Source organism: Rhizobium sp. BK619, from assembly GCF_014195245.1.
Taxonomy (GTDB): Bacteria; Pseudomonadota; Alphaproteobacteria; order Rhizobiales; family Rhizobiaceae; genus Rhizobium; species Rhizobium acidisoli.
Genome location: NZ_JACIBH010000003.1, coordinates 399,840 through 413,376 on the forward strand (window position 1 = coordinate 399,840; position 13,537 = coordinate 413,376).

Below are 13,537 nucleotides of genomic sequence, written 5' to 3' on the forward strand. Positions count from 1 at the left end.
AAGGCGGCGGCGCCTCGCGCAAAAGACGCCGCCTGTTTACCGGATCAATGTCCTGGTGTCATCAATCTCTGAGCAGCTCGTTGATGCCGGTCTTGGATCGGGTCTGTTCATCGACGCGCTTGACGATGACGGCGCAGTAGAGATGCGGCGCCGGCTTGCCGTTGCCCATGGTCGCATTGCCCGACGGCATCGAGCCGGCGACGACGACGGAATAGGGCGGCACTTCGCCGTAGCTCACTTCGCCGGTGGCGCGGTCGACGATCTTGGTCGACTTGCCGATAAAGACGCCCATGCCGAGCACCGAGCCCTCGCGGACGATGCAGCCTTCGACCACCTCGGAGCGGGCGCCGATGAAGCAATTGTCTTCGATGATCGTCGGGCCGGCCTGCATCGGCTCCAGCACGCCGCCGATGCCGACACCGCCGGAGAGATGCACATGTTTGCCAATCTGCGCGCAGGAGCCGACCGTCGCCCAGGTATCGACCATCGTGCCTTCGCCGACATAGGCGCCGAGATTGACGAAGGAGGGCATCAGGATGGCGTTCGGGGCGATATAGGCCGAGCGGCGCACGACGCAGTTCGGCACGGCGCGGAAGCCGGCGGCGCGGAAATGGTTCTCGCCCCAGCCCTCGAATTTCGAAGGCACCTTGTCCCACCAGGTGGAATTGCCCGAGCCGCCCTTGACCACGTCCATGTCGTTGAGACGGAAGGACAGGAGCACGGCCTTCTTCAGCCACTGATTGACCGTCCAGGCGCCGTCGGCGCCGCGCGTAGCGACACGAACCTTGCCGGCATCGAGCAGGTCGAGCGCTGCTTCGACCGCATCGCGAACCTCGCCCTTGGTCGACGTGTTCACATTGTCGCGATTGTCGAAGGCGGCTTCGATGGTCTTTTCGAGGGATGCGAGGTCGGTGGCGCTCATGAGAATTCCTTAAACTTCGATCTTTATCGTGGAGACGGCGGAGTCTCCGGAATGCGGTTGGCAGGGATTTATCCTGCTCTACAGCATGCAGCCGTAGAACGGAATGATTTTTCCAACAAGATCATACTTGGATTCAAGGCGTTATAGCGACATATCCGGCTTTGAAGCCGGCAAGACTGAAAGGCATTTCGACATGGCGAAGGGACGAAACGGCGGGTCGCGGCGCAAGGATGGCGTATGGGACCCGCTGAAGAGCAGCTCGACCGACAGGCAGCGCGCCGAGGCCGTGCCGAAGACGCCGCAGACGATGTCGCCCGCCTACCGCCTTGCCTATGTCGACGAGGATTTCCTCTGCCGCGAGGAGCTGCGGCCGATCCGCCTGCAGTTGGAACTGATGAAGCCGGAAATGATGCTGACCGAGCGCGGCATCAAGTCGACCGTCGTCATGTTCGGCGGCGCCCGTATTCCCGCCCCAGGCCAGAGTGCCTGGGCTGCCCGCAACGATATCCAGCGCGTCAATCTGGAGGCGGCCTCCGTCTATTATGACGAGGCGCGCAAATTCGCCCGGCTCTGTTCGAAATATTCGGCAAGCCTGGATTTCCACGAATATGTCATCGTCACCGGCGGCGGCCCCGGCGTGATGGAGGCGGGCAATCGCGGCGCGGCCGACGAAGGCGCCCCGTCGATCGGCCTCAACATCGTGCTGCCGCACGAGCAGGCGCCGAACGCCTATGTGACGCCGGAGCTCAGCTTCAACTTCCACTATTTTGCTATTCGCAAGATGCATTTCATGGTGCGCGCCAAGGCGATCGCCGTCTTTCCCGGCGGCTTTGGAACGCTCGACGAATTCTTCGAATGCCTGACGCTGATCCAGACCGGCCGCATGGAGCGGCTGCCGCTGATCCTCTTCGGCGAAGCCTTCTGGCGCAGCATCATCAATTTCGACGCTTTGGCCGAATTCGGCACGATCGCGCCCGACGACGTCAAGTTGATCAGCTTCGTCGATACGGCCGAAGCCGCGTGGAAGATCATCCAGGATTTCTATGAGCACCGCGAATAGCGGCTCGGCGTCCCGTTCGTGAGACGTGGCTCTTTCCCCGCCGGGCGGGGAAAGAGCAGAGGCAATGGTTCGCTCAACCTTACAGCAGCGGCCGGTCCGGCATGTCGTCGATCGAGATGACACCGTCCTTGTTGCTGTCCATCCGCGCAAACAGCTTGTCGAAGGCGGCAACGGCTTCCTGCTTGGAAATCTGGCCGTTCTGGTCGGTATCGACCCGGTGCATCATCATCGAGGCGCGCATGAAGGTGCCGCCATGGCGCATCCAGCGATGCCCATCACGGCCATCATGGCCGCCGTGACCGTCGCGTGGCGGCCGTCCCTGGTCGTCATTGTCCGGCGTCGCGTCTGCGGTATCCCCCTTGTTGTCGCCGGCCTCCTGCTTGCGCTGATCTCTCATCGCCTGCATCTCAGTCTTCTGGTATGCGCTGATTTCGCCGGGCGTCAGCGAGCCGTCATTATTGGTGTCGATTGCAGCGAAGACCTTGTCGAGGCCGGCGGTCGCTTCTTCCTTGGAGACCTTGCCATCCTTGTTGGCGTCGAACTGCTTGAGCATTCTGACATAGGTGATTTCGCGGAAGGCGGCAGATCCTGGACCGTGTGGACCGTGCATGCCGGCGTGCTGACGCGGCCCGTCACCGGGCGCGGCATAGCCTGCCCCGGCGGCTGCGCCGAAGATCAAGGTGGAGGAAAGCGCTGCCAGTATCAGCTTGTTGCGGTACATCGTATTTGCCTTTCGTGAGGTGTCCCCTCACGAAGAAAGCTACGGCAGCAGGCCGGAAAGACCCAGTTAAACATCGGTAAGCTGAATGAAACTTTGGTAATGCCGCCAGCCGGCTAAAACTTAGCCCGGAGCGGTAATTTTGCCGAGAAAGGCGGCGAGGTCGTCGGTGACGAAATCGATATGATCTTCTTCGCCGCTGGTCTTCTCCCACCATTCGACGAGCGTCTCTTCCAGATTGCGCGGCACCAACAGCACGGTCTGCATGCCGAGCGCCTTCGGCACCGTCAGATTGCGCGGCAGATCCTCAAACATCGCCGCCTTGCTGGTTTCGACGCGTTTTAACGCCGTGAACTTGTCGTAGGTCGCCTGCGCCGGCTTCGGCACATAATCGGCGGCAACGATATCGAAGATGTCGTCGAAATGCTCGAGAATGCCGAGCGCACCGGCCGTCATTTCCGCATGTTTGACGCTGCCATTGGTAAAGATGAACTTACGCCCGGGCAGCGCCTTGATCGCTTGGCCGAGTTCCGGCTGCGGCGTCAGCGCCGTGTAGTCGATCGCATGCGCCTTTTCCAGGAAGTCGTTCGGGTCGATACCGTGATGGATCATCAGCCCCTGCAGCGTCGTGCCGTGCTCGAGGTAATATTGCTTCTGCAGCTTGCGCGCCTCTTCCCGCTCCATCTGCAACAGGGCCGCGACATAGGCGGTCATGTTCTTGTCGATCTGCGCGAAGAGATTGACATGATGCGGATAGAGCGTGTTGTCGAGGTCGAAGACCCAGTCTGTGACGTGCGCGAAATCGGCTTTATCAGGCGTGCGGTCGATCTTTGTCATGGCGGACTTATGGCATGGGTACGGCCGCAAGGAAATCGACAAGAATAAAATAGACGCCCGATTTTCGGCGGACGTCGCATGCGCGGGATGCTAGAAAGCCGATATGCTTTTCGAACGCCCCAACGATGATACGCTCTATGACGCCTTGATCGCGCGCAGCGCCGATTATGAGGGCCAGGCCTATGTCTGCGTCAAGACGACGGGCATCTTCTGCCGGCTGACCTGTCCGGCGCGGAAACCGAAGCGGGAAAATACCCTGTTCTTCGAGACTATTGCCGCCTGCATGCATTCCGGCTTTCGCCCCTGCCGGCGCTGCAGGCCGCTGGAACAGCCGGGCAGGGAGCCGATCGTCGACGAGCTGCTTGCGGCACTCGACGCTCAGCCGGAGGTTCGCTGGACCGAGGAGGAGATTGTCCGCCGCGGCCATGATCCCTCGACGGTGCGCCGCGCCTTCAAGCGGGCGCTCGGCATGACTTTCCATGACATCGTCCGCTATATCAGGCTCGGCGAAGCGGCCCGGCAACTCGCCGACGGGGCGCGCGTCATCGATGCGCAGATCGACGCCGGATACGAGTCTCCGAGCGGCTTCCGCACGGCATTTCAGCGGCTCGTCGGCCAGGCACCGGCGCTTTCGCAAAACCGCGAACTGCTCTTTGCCGATTGGTTCGACACCCCGCTCGGGCCGATGATCGCGGTTGCCGACAAGACGCATCTGCATCTTCTCGAATTTCATGATCGTAAGGCGCTGCCGACCGAGCTCGACGCGCTGCAGAAGCGCGTCCGCTCCTCGGTCGCGATCGGCCGCAGCCCTGCCATCGATCAGATCGAGGCGGAGATCCGGGATTATTTCGAGGGGCGGCTGACCGTTTTCACGACGCCGTTGGCGCTTGGCGGCACGCCCTTCGAAAAACATGTCTGGGCAAAGCTGATGGAAATCCCTGCCGGCGAGACACGCGCCTATGGCGATCTGGCACGGGAGATGGAAAGGCCGGAGGTGGTGCGGGCCGTCGGCCGCGCCAATGGCGCCAACCAGCTGGCCATCATCGTGCCCTGCCATCGCATTCTCGGTGCGGATGGTTCTCTCACAGGTTACGGCGGCGGGCTCTGGCGCAAACAATGGCTGCTGCGGCATGAAGAAAAGGTCAGTACGCAAGCAAGGATGGAGGAGACAACATGAACCAAACTGAAAAGGCCAAGGCATTCGCCGCGCTGCATAAGAAGGGCGATCCGATTGTCCTCTACAATATCTGGGATGCCGGCACGGCGAAGGCCGTTGCCGATGCCGGCGCCAGGGCGCTTGCGACCGGAAGCTGGTCGGTCGCCGCCGCCCACGGGTTTGCCGATGGCGAGAAACTGCCGATGGCGGTGCTGGTGGAGACGGCGAAATCCATCACCGATGCTGTCGACCTGCCGCTGTCAGTCGATTTCGAGGGCGCCTATTCGGCTGAGCCTCAGGGAGCGGCCGCCAATGTCGCGAGGCTCGTGGAAATCGGCGCCATCGGCATCAACTTCGAAGATCGGGTCGTTGCCGGCGAGGGGCTCTATCCGGTCGAAAGCCAGGCGGCCCGCATCCGCGCCATTCGCGCCATGGCCGACGGCAAGGACATCCCCTTCTTCATCAACGCCCGCACCGACCTTTTTCTGGCCGAGAGCGATCTTGCCAAACATGCCGGTCTGGTCGACGAGGCGATCGAGCGGGGCAGGGCCTATGCGGCGGCCGGCGGCAACGGCTTCTTCGTTCCCGGCCTGATCGATCCCGCCTTGATCGAAAAGATCTGCGCGGCATCGTCGCTGCCGGTCAATATCATGATGCGGGCGGGCGCCCCTGATGTGAAAACCCTGGCGAAGCTCGGCGTCGGCCGCATCAGCTATGGCCCGGGACCTTACCGGTCGATGATGGAAAAGCTGAAGCAGGAGGCGGCGGCGATTTATAGCCTGCTCTGACGCCGCTATGTCAGAGGGCAGCAGCCGGATGCAAGGCTGCGGCCCTTAAATGACATCCTGTTCCGCTCAGGAACGGAAGCGCAGATTGCGCCGTGTCAGCTGATCGACCGAGGTGCAGCCCATCAGCTTCATCCCGCGTTCGATCTCGGTGCGGATCGTCTCCAGCGCCCGTTCGACGCCCGGCCGTCCGGCGGCGGCAAGCGGGAAGAGATAGTAGCGGCCGAGCCCGACCGCCTTCGCCCCCAGCGACAGCGCTTTCAGAACATGGGTGCCTCGCTGCACGCCGCCATCCATCATCACGTCGATCCGGTCGCCGACCGCATCGACGATTTCGGCAAGCTGGTCGAAGGCGCTGCGCGAACCGTCGAGCTGGCGGCCGCCATGGTTGGAAAGCACGATGCCGGTGCAGCCGATCTCGACAGCGCGCTTGGCGTCTTCGACCGACATGATGCCCTTCAGGCAGAATTGCCCGCCCCAGGCCTGCACCATGTCAGCCACGTCGTTCCACGACATCGAAGGGTCGAGCATTTCGGTGAAGTAGCGGCTGATCGACAGGGCGCCGCCGTCCATCTTCACGTGGTTTTCGAGCTGCGGCAGCCGGAACGCCTCATGCGTCATCCAGTCGATCGCCCAGGACGGCTTGATCGCAAACTGCATCATGCCGGCGAGGTTGAGCTTGAAGGGAATGGCAAAACCGGTGCGCTTGTCGCGCTCGCGGTTGCCGCCGGTAATGCTGTCGACCGTCAGCATCATCGCCTGCACGCCGGCATTCTTCGCCCGCGCCATCATCTCGTGGTTGAGGCCGCGGTCCTTGTGGAAATAGAACTGATAGACCTGCGGCCCGGCGCTGATCTGGCGGGCTTCCTCCAGGCTGATCGTGCCGAGCGAGGAGACGCCGAACATCGTGCCGTATTTTCCCGCCGCCGCCGCGACCGCCCGCTCGCCCTGGTGGTGGAAAAGCCGCTGCAGCGCCGTCGGCGAGCAATAGACCGGCATCGCCAGCTTCTGCCCCATGACAGTCACCGACATGTCGACCTCGGCCACACCCCTCAGAACGTCGGGCACCAGATCGCAGGCCTCGAAGGCGGCCGTATTGCGCCGATAGGTCACCTCGTCATCGGCCGCGCCGTCGATATAATCGAAGATCGGCCCGGGAAGCCGCTGTTTGGCCATGCGCCGGAAATCATGAAAATTATAGCAGTCTGTAAGGCGCATCTTTTTGCTCGACCCGTTTGGTTTCGGGCCGCAACCTAAAGCACGATTCGAAATCTTGCCAAGTCTAGATCGGGCGATTTCCGGCCCCTTGTGAGGAGATATCGCATTCACGGGCGCGATTCCGCCTGGCCGGCCGCCTGATATGGCGGATGACTGCCACCAGAAGCTTCAGCGGCGTTGACGCGCTTCAGCCCTTGCCGCGGCACGATCATATGCGGGAGCTTGATCGCCGAAGCCAGGCCGAGCCCCGACAGCACTCGGATGAAATGCCAGCCGAGGTCCAACTGCCCCGGCTCGATGCCGAGCCGCGCCGATTCCGGAAAGGCGTGATGGTTGCCGTGGAAGCTCTCCCCGAAGGTGACCAGCCCGAAATGCGGCAGGTTATAACCCTGCACCGCGACATCATCGACGCTCCAGCCCTGATGGCCGGCCCGGTGCGCGAAATGACCGACCAGCCAGTGTCCGGTCAGCGATACCGATACCCGCACGGCAATACCCCAGACCACCCACGGCAGTCCGCCAAGCGCCAGGAGCGCGAGTGCCAAGGGGATCTGCTGCGCCATCCATGTCGCCTCCAGGAAGCGATAAAAGCGGTCGCGCCGCTCGCGCTCATCGAGGACGAAGCGTGGCGGATGATTAAGCGCCACTGCGCAATGCATCTGCCAGAAGGCGTCGGTGAAGAAAGACCGCCGATGGGCATAGAGGTCATGGCAGTCTCTCTGCCGTTGCGCCCAGTCGCGAATATCGTGCGCGTAGATCATGCCGAAGGGGCCGGCCATGCCGACCAGCGTGCCGAGATAGACGAGAAAGTGCTCGATCCAGAGAGGGGTGCTGAAGGAACGGTGGATCAACAGCCGGTGCATGCCGACCGAATGACCAAGGCAGATGGTCATGGCGGTCAGGAGGATGAAGACGGCAAAGGCGCTCCAGGTGAAGGTTAGTGGCCCGCCGATAATGGCGGTCATGGTCATTGCAGAGATCCAGACCGACTTTGCCGGCATCCAGACCACTCTGCCTTCACGGGATCGCTGCTATCGTCGATCATGCGTCCGGTGGAAATACTGCTCATGGCAAACTCCTTCTCCATCGGGCGCATTCCCACTTGAACATCGCCCGCCAATTCCTTAATTAAGCAATTACCTAATTACTTTGCGCCAATGAAAACGATTAAGCAATACATTAATTGCTTAATTGATCGGCGGAATCGACGCGATGATTGCCGCAGGCACGGAGACCGGCTTTGGAAGATGAGACTTTCGACGATATTTCAGAAGGCAGCTCTGTCGGCGCCGCCCAGCGGGTGTTCCACGCGCTTTCCAGTGCGCCGCGGCGGAAGATCCTTGCCTATCTCTCGGCATCCGGCCTGACCGCCGGCGAGATTGCTGACCGCTTCAGCATGTCCAAACCGGCGGTTTCCCAGCATCTTTCCATCCTCGAAACGGCCGGACTGATTAAACGGGAGAAACAGGGCCAGTTCGTCCACTATTCCCTCATCGAGAACAATCTCGTCAATACGCTCAACGGCTTCGTCCAGGAGGTCTGCCCGGTCGGCCGGCCGATCAAGAAGGAAAGCCAGGCGCGCATCCGCGCCAAAGAATTGCCTTGAGCATCGGGGCCGATCCCGTGCTGGCGTGATCGCGAGGAACATGGAAGAGGTCGGGCAGGCGCCTCTGACGCACGGGCGCTACTGGCTGCTCTTCCCGATGGAAAAGCTGAAACAGGACGTCAAGAGCAGGAGGAGGGAGACGCGCCCTTCATTTTGATGAAGGGCGCAGCCTCGATCAGGGAACGATCAGCGTTCCGATGCCGTGCTCGGTGAAGATTTCGAGCAGGACGGAGTGGGCGGTCTTGCCGTTCAGGATAACGACGCCCTGGACGCCGGCCTTGATCGCATCGATGCAGGTCTCGACCTTCGGGATCATACCGCCCGAGATCGTGCCGTCGGCGATCAGCGCATGGGCTTCGGCAACGGAGAGCTCCTTGATCAGCTGGCCGTTCTTGTCGAGCACGCCGGCCACATCGGTCAGGAACAGCAGCCGAGTGGCGTTCAGCGCGCCGGCAATGGCGCCGGCGAACGTGTCGGCGTTGATATTGTAGGTGGCGCCGTCGCGGCCGGGTGCGACCGGGGCGATCACCGGGATCATCTCCGAGCGGGCGAGCAGATCGAGCAGCGTGCGGTCGACCTCGACCACTTCGCCGACGAAGCCGAGATCGAGCACGCGCTCGATGTTGGAATCCGGATCCTTGACGGTCTTGCGCGCCTTCTCGGCGAAGACCATGTTGCCGTCCTTGCCGCAAAGGCCGATCGCCCATTCGCCGGTCTGGTTGATCAGCGCGACGATTTCTTTGTTGATCGAGCCGGCCAGCACCATCTCGACGATCTCGACCGTCTTCTGGTCGGTGACGCGCAGCCCACCCTCGAATTTCGATTCGATGCCCATCTTGTTCAGCATGGCGCCGATCTGCGGGCCGCCGCCGTGGACGACGATCGGGTTGACGCCCGATTGCTTCAGGAGGGCGATGTCGCTGGCAAAGGCCTTGCCGAGCTCGGGATTGCCCATGGCGTGGCCGCCATATTTCACGACGATCGTCTTGTTTTCATAACGCTGCATGAAGGGCAGCGCCTTGGCCAGAAGCCGTGCCTGCAGTTCGCTTTCGGACTCGTTCATGGGGACCCCGCGGAATTGTTCGCGGCCTTTTATCGCAAGTTTCCGACAGAGGGAATAATCCAGAGGGCAATAGTTTTTCGTATCTGGCGCGGAGCCGGTGGCCTTTAGCGTCCGGCGCACCCAAGCATGAGATGAGGAACGGCATGCAAGGCGATGAGATTGCAGACCTGATCGGCCGCGTCGCGCTCGGCGACCGCAGGGCCTTTGTGGCCCTTTACAATCAGACCGGGCCGAAACTTTTTGCCATCTGCCTGCGTATCTTGAAGGATCGCACGGAAGCCGAAGAAGCCCTGCAGGAAGTCTATATCAGCATCTGGCAAAGGGCCGGAAGCTACCAGTCAGCCACGGGTTCGTCCTCGGCCTGGTTGTCGGCGATCGCCCGTAACCGGTCGATCGACGCGTTGCGGTCGCGCAAGCCGGTCGCCGACGAAATCGACAGTGCCTACGATCTTGCCGACGCCGCGCCCGACCCGGAAATGCAGACGGTGACGAAGGATGAAGGAAGGCGGATTGACACCTGCATGGAAGAGTTGGAAGCTGATCGTGCGGTCGCGGTGAAACGGGCTTATGTCGAAGGGCTGAGCTATCAGGAACTGGCCGATCAGTTTGGTGTCCCGCTGAACACGATGCGGACCTGGCTCAGGCGCAGCCTGTTGAAACTGAGAGAGTGCATGGAACGATGACATCGCCCGACAAAAGCAAGGGAGACCGCTCCCGCGACGAGGTTCTCGCCGGCGAATATGTGCTTGGTGTCCTGTCGCTGCAGGACCGGCGGGTGGTGGAAGAGCGCATGCGCCACGATCGGCCCTTTGCCGCCATCGTCAGCCGCTGGGAAACCAACCTTTCCGCCTTCAATGACGAATATGAGACCGCCTCGCCGAACCGGGAAACCTTCAAGCAGATCGAGGCGCGGCTTTTCGGCGATGCTGAAAAACCTGCATCCTTTTCGCAAGGCCTCTGGAATTCGGCGGTTTTCTGGCGCTCGCTGAGCTTTGCCTGCGTCGTTGTCGCCGTCAGCGCGGTCATCTTCGCCTCGGGCGTGGTGCCTGAGCCGCAGGGACCGACACCGCTGGTGGCCTCGCTTGCCGGCCAGAACAGCGCCATCAATCTTCTTGCCTCCTACGAGCTGCAGAGCGGCCGGCTGAAGATCGTGCCGGTCGCCGCCGGCAAGCCGGAGGAGAAGTCGCTGGAACTCTGGCTGGTGCCCGGCAGCGGCCTGCCGAAATCGCTCGGCGTCTTCCAGCCGGGTGAGAGCGGCGAACTCGTCATTCCCGCCGATCTGCGCAGCAATCTCGCCGATGGTGCGACGCTTGCCGTCAGCCTCGAACCCTTCGGCGGCTCGCCGACCGGCCAGGCGACCGGTCCGGTGATCGCAAGCGGCGCGCTGCGCCGGCCGTGATCGGGCGCCGGTCGCAAATCGCGCCGGCCATAAAATCATTTTCACCTCGCTGAAACTCTTTGGCGTAAGCCGCCGTAGTTCGAAATGTCCGGACGACGCTCAGGCATAAAGCCCGCGGATGGTGTCCGGTGAGGAGAAAATCATGATCAAGTCCGTATTGCGCGGTTTTGCGCTCGCCACCGCCCTGTCCGCTGTCGCCTTTGCCGCCGCCAAGAACCCGGAGGTCGGCGGTGCGCCGATGTTCGCCACCAAGAACATCATCGAAAACGCCGTGAATTCCAAGGATCACACGACGCTGGTCGCAGCCGTCAAGGCGGCCGGCCTGGTCGGCACGCTCGAGGGCAAGGGCCCCTTCACCGTCTTTGCGCCGACCAACGAAGCCTTCGCCGCCCTGCCGAAGGGCACCGTCGAGACGCTGCTGAAGCCGGAAAACAAGGCGACGCTCACCAAGGTGCTGACCTGCCATGTCGTTGCCGCCGATGCGATGGCCAAGACGGTTGCCAAGATGATCAAGGATGACGGCGGCGAGCACGACATCAAGACCGTCGGCGGCTGCGTACTGAAAGCCAAGGAAAGCATGGGCAAGATCACCCTGACCGACGAAAACGGCGGCGTCTCGCATGTGACGATCGCCGACGTCAAACAGTCGAACGGCGTCATTCACGTCGTCGACAAGGTGCTGCTGCCGAAGATGTAAGCCCGCCCATCTTGGCAGGGCCTGGGGCGCTCTTCGGGGCGCCCCAGATACAGACGAGGATGACTTCTTGCGACTTCCGACCAGTTTTCCCGCGATCAGGCTATCGGGCCGCTTCGGCTATTGGGAAAACGAGCGAGACACTCACGCCGGCGTCGGGGGACGAGGTGACTTCGACCTTGGCGCGAGCGTTCTGTTTCAGCGACTGTACGATCATCGCGCTGAGTTTGCCCGGGTGCGGCCAAGTCACATCTTGTGGAAGGCCGACCCCGTTATCGGCGACGGTGATCCTGCACCCGGCATCGCTGACGACACAGCGCAGCGTGATCTCTCCGCCATCACGCCCCACGAAGGCATGTTTGAGCGTATTGGTCAGCAGTTCGTTGATGACCAAGCCGGCGGGCATGGCCACATCGACCGAAACCGGCCAGGTGTCGACCTTCATGTCCAGCCGGATCCCTTCCACGGCGTGAGCCGCCATGACCGAGGCGGCAATCTGGCTCACATAGGTTCCCAGATCGACTGTGGCGCCCTTCTCTTCGTCCGATAGCGAGCGATACAACAGCGCCAGGGCCTCAATTCGCCCGGCAAGCCGTGCAAACCTTTCGCTTTCCTCGCTCTGTTGCGCATTGCGCGCCTCCATCCGGATCAGCGCCGTGATCATCTGGAGATTGTTTTTCACGCGATGCTGAAGTTCGCGCAGAAGGACATCCTTCTCCGTCAGCAGTTCGCCGAAGCTTTGGTCAGCCGCCGCCTCATTGCGCGCCGCAAAGGCCACCAATCGGAACAGCGGGGTGTCATCATCGTTGACGATGGTATTCGACCAGACATCGATTATGGCAGTGCTTTCGGGTTCGGCCACCAGCGAGAATGCGCCAATATACTCCTCGGCAGAGGTCACGGCGGCGGTGAGCGTCGCGCCTCCCGAAATAGCGGTGGAATTCAATTCGAGCTCGGACCAGGTCTTTCCCTCGACCTGCTTTGCGCTCAGCGCCGTCAGCCGTTCGAATTCGAGATTGACGTAGATCAGCGCTTCGTTGTCGCCGAGCTCGGAGACAGCCACGGCAAAGGGGACGTGATCGAGAAAGTGTCGAAACCGATGGTCATCAAGGGCTTCGGCCAGGTGGGGCAGGTTGCCGACGCCTTCCGGCGACAGCGGCTGGTCTTTGCTATCGGTCATCTCATTACTCGCGCACGCGGACTGCTGTTGCACCGCCTCGATGGAGGGTTGCTTTAAATACTGCGGGGACGCAAGTGCAATCGCCGCCGATCAGCTTACGCAAGCAGTTTCATTATGCGGCGATGATGAAGATCCGAACCCTTGCTTCAGGCCATTCCGGCAGCCGTCGGCGAGCAAGCCGGCCGGCGCCCCTTTATTTCCAGCGGGCGACGCCGACGGTTTCGCCGATCGCCTGGCGCAGATCGTCCAGCCCGTCGCCCTTTTCCGAGGAGGTGGACAGCACGCCGGGATAGGCGGCCGGGCGCTTGCGGATCTTTTCGGCGGTCTCGGCAAGCAGCTTCGGCACGGCGGGCGCCTTGATCTTGTCGGTCTTGGTCAGCACGATCTGATAGGAGACGGCCGCCTTGTCGAGCAGGTCGAGCACGTCGTCGTCGTTCTTCTTGATGCCGTGGCGGCTGTCGATCAGCACATAGACGCGCTTCAGCGTCGCGCGGCCGCGCAGATAGTCGAAAACCAGCTTGGTCCACTTGTCGACCTGCTCCTTCGGCGCCTGCGCATAACCATAGCCGGGCATGTCGACGATCGCCATCGGCGGCATGTCGCCGCTTTCGCCGGAATAACCGTCCGGAACGAAATAATTGAGCTCCTGGGTGCGCCCCGGCGTATTCGAGGTGCGCGCCAGCCCCTTCTGGCCGACCAGCGCATTGATCAGCGACGACTTGCCGACATTGGAACGGCCGGCAAAGGCCACCTCCAGCGGCCCTTCCGGCGGCAGGAAGTTGAGCGACGGTACGCCGCGGATGAAGATCCATGGGTGGCCGAAGAGCGGCTTTTCGGTTTCGGGCATGCGGGCTCGGCAATCCTAGGGTTCGGTCTTCTGTCGGCTTCGTGGTTTTGCG

At 61.9% G+C, this 13,537-nt stretch carries 14 protein-coding genes and 1 pseudogene; 7 read left to right on the forward strand and 8 right to left on the reverse strand.

Annotation, left to right across the window (positions count from 1 at the left end; all coding sequences use genetic code 11):
* Positions 1-61: 61 nt before the first annotated feature.
* A complete protein-coding gene (gene dapD, locus FHX14_RS07680; protein WP_012556408.1) occupies positions 62-922 on the reverse strand; it encodes a 2,3,4,5-tetrahydropyridine-2,6-dicarboxylate N-succinyltransferase in 861 nt (286 codons plus the stop codon).
* 193 nt (positions 923-1,115) lie between these two features.
* On the opposite strand from dapD, the gene FHX14_RS07685 reads away from it, so the two are divergent.
* A complete protein-coding gene (locus tag FHX14_RS07685; RefSeq protein ID WP_183694058.1) occupies positions 1,116-1,982 on the forward strand; it encodes an LOG family protein in 867 nt (288 codons plus the stop codon).
* A gap of 79 nt (positions 1,983-2,061) precedes the next feature.
* Here the strand turns inward: FHX14_RS07685 and FHX14_RS07690 are convergent, their stop codons facing one another.
* Together FHX14_RS07690 and FHX14_RS07695 are read right to left on the reverse strand one after the other, a co-directional pair.
* On the reverse strand, positions 2,062-2,703 hold the full coding sequence (locus tag FHX14_RS07690) for an EF-hand domain-containing protein (RefSeq protein ID WP_184376751.1): 642 nt from the start codon (positions 2,701-2,703) through the stop codon (positions 2,062-2,064).
* 120 nt (positions 2,704-2,823) lie between these two features.
* Complete coding sequence (locus tag FHX14_RS07695) at positions 2,824-3,537, reverse strand: pyrimidine 5'-nucleotidase (protein WP_184376752.1); 714 nt, start codon at positions 3,535-3,537, stop codon at positions 2,824-2,826.
* 103 nt (positions 3,538-3,640) lie between these two features.
* Between FHX14_RS07695 and FHX14_RS07700 the strand changes: the two genes are divergently transcribed.
* Positions 3,641-4,714 (forward strand): trifunctional transcriptional activator/DNA repair protein Ada/methylated-DNA--[protein]-cysteine S-methyltransferase, encoded by a 1,074-nt coding sequence (locus FHX14_RS07700; RefSeq protein ID WP_184376753.1) that lies wholly within the window; start codon positions 3,641-3,643, stop codon positions 4,712-4,714.
* A complete protein-coding gene (locus FHX14_RS07705; protein ID WP_184376754.1) occupies positions 4,711-5,481 on the forward strand; it encodes an isocitrate lyase/phosphoenolpyruvate mutase family protein in 771 nt (256 codons plus the stop codon). The genes FHX14_RS07700 and FHX14_RS07705 overlap by 4 nt, the downstream gene beginning before the upstream one ends.
* A gap of 66 nt (positions 5,482-5,547) precedes the next feature.
* On the opposite strand, the gene FHX14_RS07710 is transcribed toward FHX14_RS07705, so the two are convergent.
* Positions 5,548-6,696 carry an alpha-hydroxy acid oxidase gene (locus FHX14_RS07710; protein WP_184376755.1) on the reverse strand — a complete coding sequence of 383 codons (1,149 nt, stop codon included), beginning with the start codon at positions 6,694-6,696 and terminating at the stop codon, positions 5,548-5,550.
* Positions 6,697-6,803: 107 nt separating this feature from the next.
* Positions 6,804-7,765, reverse strand: a pseudogene (locus FHX14_RS07715) (acyl-CoA desaturase).
* A gap of 171 nt (positions 7,766-7,936) precedes the next feature.
* Between FHX14_RS07715 and FHX14_RS07720 the strand changes: the two are divergent.
* Positions 7,937-8,302 (forward strand): metalloregulator ArsR/SmtB family transcription factor, encoded by a 366-nt coding sequence (locus FHX14_RS07720; RefSeq protein WP_012556416.1) that lies wholly within the window; start codon positions 7,937-7,939, stop codon positions 8,300-8,302.
* A 175-nt stretch (positions 8,303-8,477) separates the two neighbouring features.
* Here FHX14_RS07720 and argB read toward each other — a convergent pair whose 3' ends face one another.
* A complete protein-coding gene (gene argB / locus FHX14_RS07725) occupies positions 8,478-9,365 on the reverse strand; it encodes an acetylglutamate kinase (protein WP_003570750.1) in 888 nt (295 codons plus the stop codon).
* Positions 9,366-9,508: 143 nt separating this feature from the next.
* Here argB and FHX14_RS07730 point away from each other — a divergent pair, with 143 nt between their 5' ends.
* The 3 genes from FHX14_RS07730 to FHX14_RS07740 all read left to right on the forward strand — a co-directional run bounded on the left by FHX14_RS07730 (position 9,509) and on the right by FHX14_RS07740 (position 11,461).
* Positions 9,509-10,048, forward strand: a complete 540-nt coding sequence (locus FHX14_RS07730) for a sigma-70 family RNA polymerase sigma factor (RefSeq protein ID WP_003588928.1) — start codon at positions 9,509-9,511, stop codon at positions 10,046-10,048.
* On the forward strand, positions 10,045-10,764 hold the full coding sequence (locus tag FHX14_RS07735) for an anti-sigma factor (protein ID WP_012556418.1): 720 nt from the start codon (positions 10,045-10,047) through the stop codon (positions 10,762-10,764). The genes FHX14_RS07730 and FHX14_RS07735 overlap by 4 nt, the downstream gene beginning before the upstream one ends.
* A 142-nt stretch (positions 10,765-10,906) precedes the next feature.
* Positions 10,907-11,461, forward strand: a complete 555-nt coding sequence (locus tag FHX14_RS07740; protein WP_179612633.1) for a fasciclin domain-containing protein — start codon at positions 10,907-10,909, stop codon at positions 11,459-11,461.
* Between the two features lie 100 nt (positions 11,462-11,561).
* On the opposite strand, the gene FHX14_RS07745 is transcribed toward FHX14_RS07740, so the two are convergent.
* Both FHX14_RS07745 and yihA read right to left on the reverse strand, forming a co-directional pair.
* Entirely contained in the window at positions 11,562-12,638 is a 1,077-nt protein-coding gene (locus FHX14_RS07745) for a histidine kinase dimerization/phosphoacceptor domain -containing protein (RefSeq protein ID WP_054182011.1), read from the reverse strand.
* 193 nt (positions 12,639-12,831) lie between these two features.
* The gene (gene yihA / locus FHX14_RS07750) at positions 12,832-13,485 is read right to left on the reverse strand and encodes a ribosome biogenesis GTP-binding protein YihA/YsxC (protein ID WP_003588913.1); all 654 of its coding nucleotides are present in this window, start codon (positions 13,483-13,485) and stop codon (positions 12,832-12,834) included.
* Positions 13,486-13,537: the final 52 nt, after the last annotated feature.

Excerpts from the sequence above, each read along its gene's own strand:
- FHX14_RS07735 (WP_012556418.1), top strand. The coding sequence starts at position 10,045 with ATGACATCGCCCGACAAAAGCAAGGGAGACCGCTCCCGCGACGAGGTT.
- FHX14_RS07710 (WP_184376755.1), bottom strand. The coding sequence starts at position 6,696 with ATGCGCCTTACAGACTGCTATAATTTTCATGATTTCCGGCGCATGGCC.
- FHX14_RS07700 (WP_184376753.1), top strand. The coding sequence starts at position 3,641 with ATGCTTTTCGAACGCCCCAACGATGATACGCTCTATGACGCCTTGATC.
- argB (WP_003570750.1), bottom strand. The coding sequence starts at position 9,365 with ATGAACGAGTCCGAAAGCGAACTGCAGGCACGGCTTCTGGCCAAGGCG.
- FHX14_RS07695 (WP_184376752.1), bottom strand. The coding sequence starts at position 3,537 with ATGACAAAGATCGACCGCACGCCTGATAAAGCCGATTTCGCGCACGTC.
- FHX14_RS07690 (WP_184376751.1), bottom strand. The coding sequence starts at position 2,703 with ATGTACCGCAACAAGCTGATACTGGCAGCGCTTTCCTCCACCTTGATC.
- FHX14_RS07705 (WP_184376754.1), top strand. The coding sequence starts at position 4,711 with ATGAACCAAACTGAAAAGGCCAAGGCATTCGCCGCGCTGCATAAGAAG.
- dapD (WP_012556408.1), bottom strand. The coding sequence starts at position 922 with ATGAGCGCCACCGACCTCGCATCCCTCGAAAAGACCATCGAAGCCGCC.
- yihA (WP_003588913.1), bottom strand. The coding sequence starts at position 13,485 with ATGCCCGAAACCGAAAAGCCGCTCTTCGGCCACCCATGGATCTTCATC.
- FHX14_RS07685 (WP_183694058.1), top strand. The coding sequence starts at position 1,116 with ATGGCGAAGGGACGAAACGGCGGGTCGCGGCGCAAGGATGGCGTATGG.
- FHX14_RS07740 (WP_179612633.1), top strand. The coding sequence starts at position 10,907 with ATGATCAAGTCCGTATTGCGCGGTTTTGCGCTCGCCACCGCCCTGTCC.
- FHX14_RS07745 (WP_054182011.1), bottom strand. The coding sequence starts at position 12,638 with ATGACCGATAGCAAAGACCAGCCGCTGTCGCCGGAAGGCGTCGGCAAC.
- FHX14_RS07730 (WP_003588928.1), top strand. The coding sequence starts at position 9,509 with ATGCAAGGCGATGAGATTGCAGACCTGATCGGCCGCGTCGCGCTCGGC.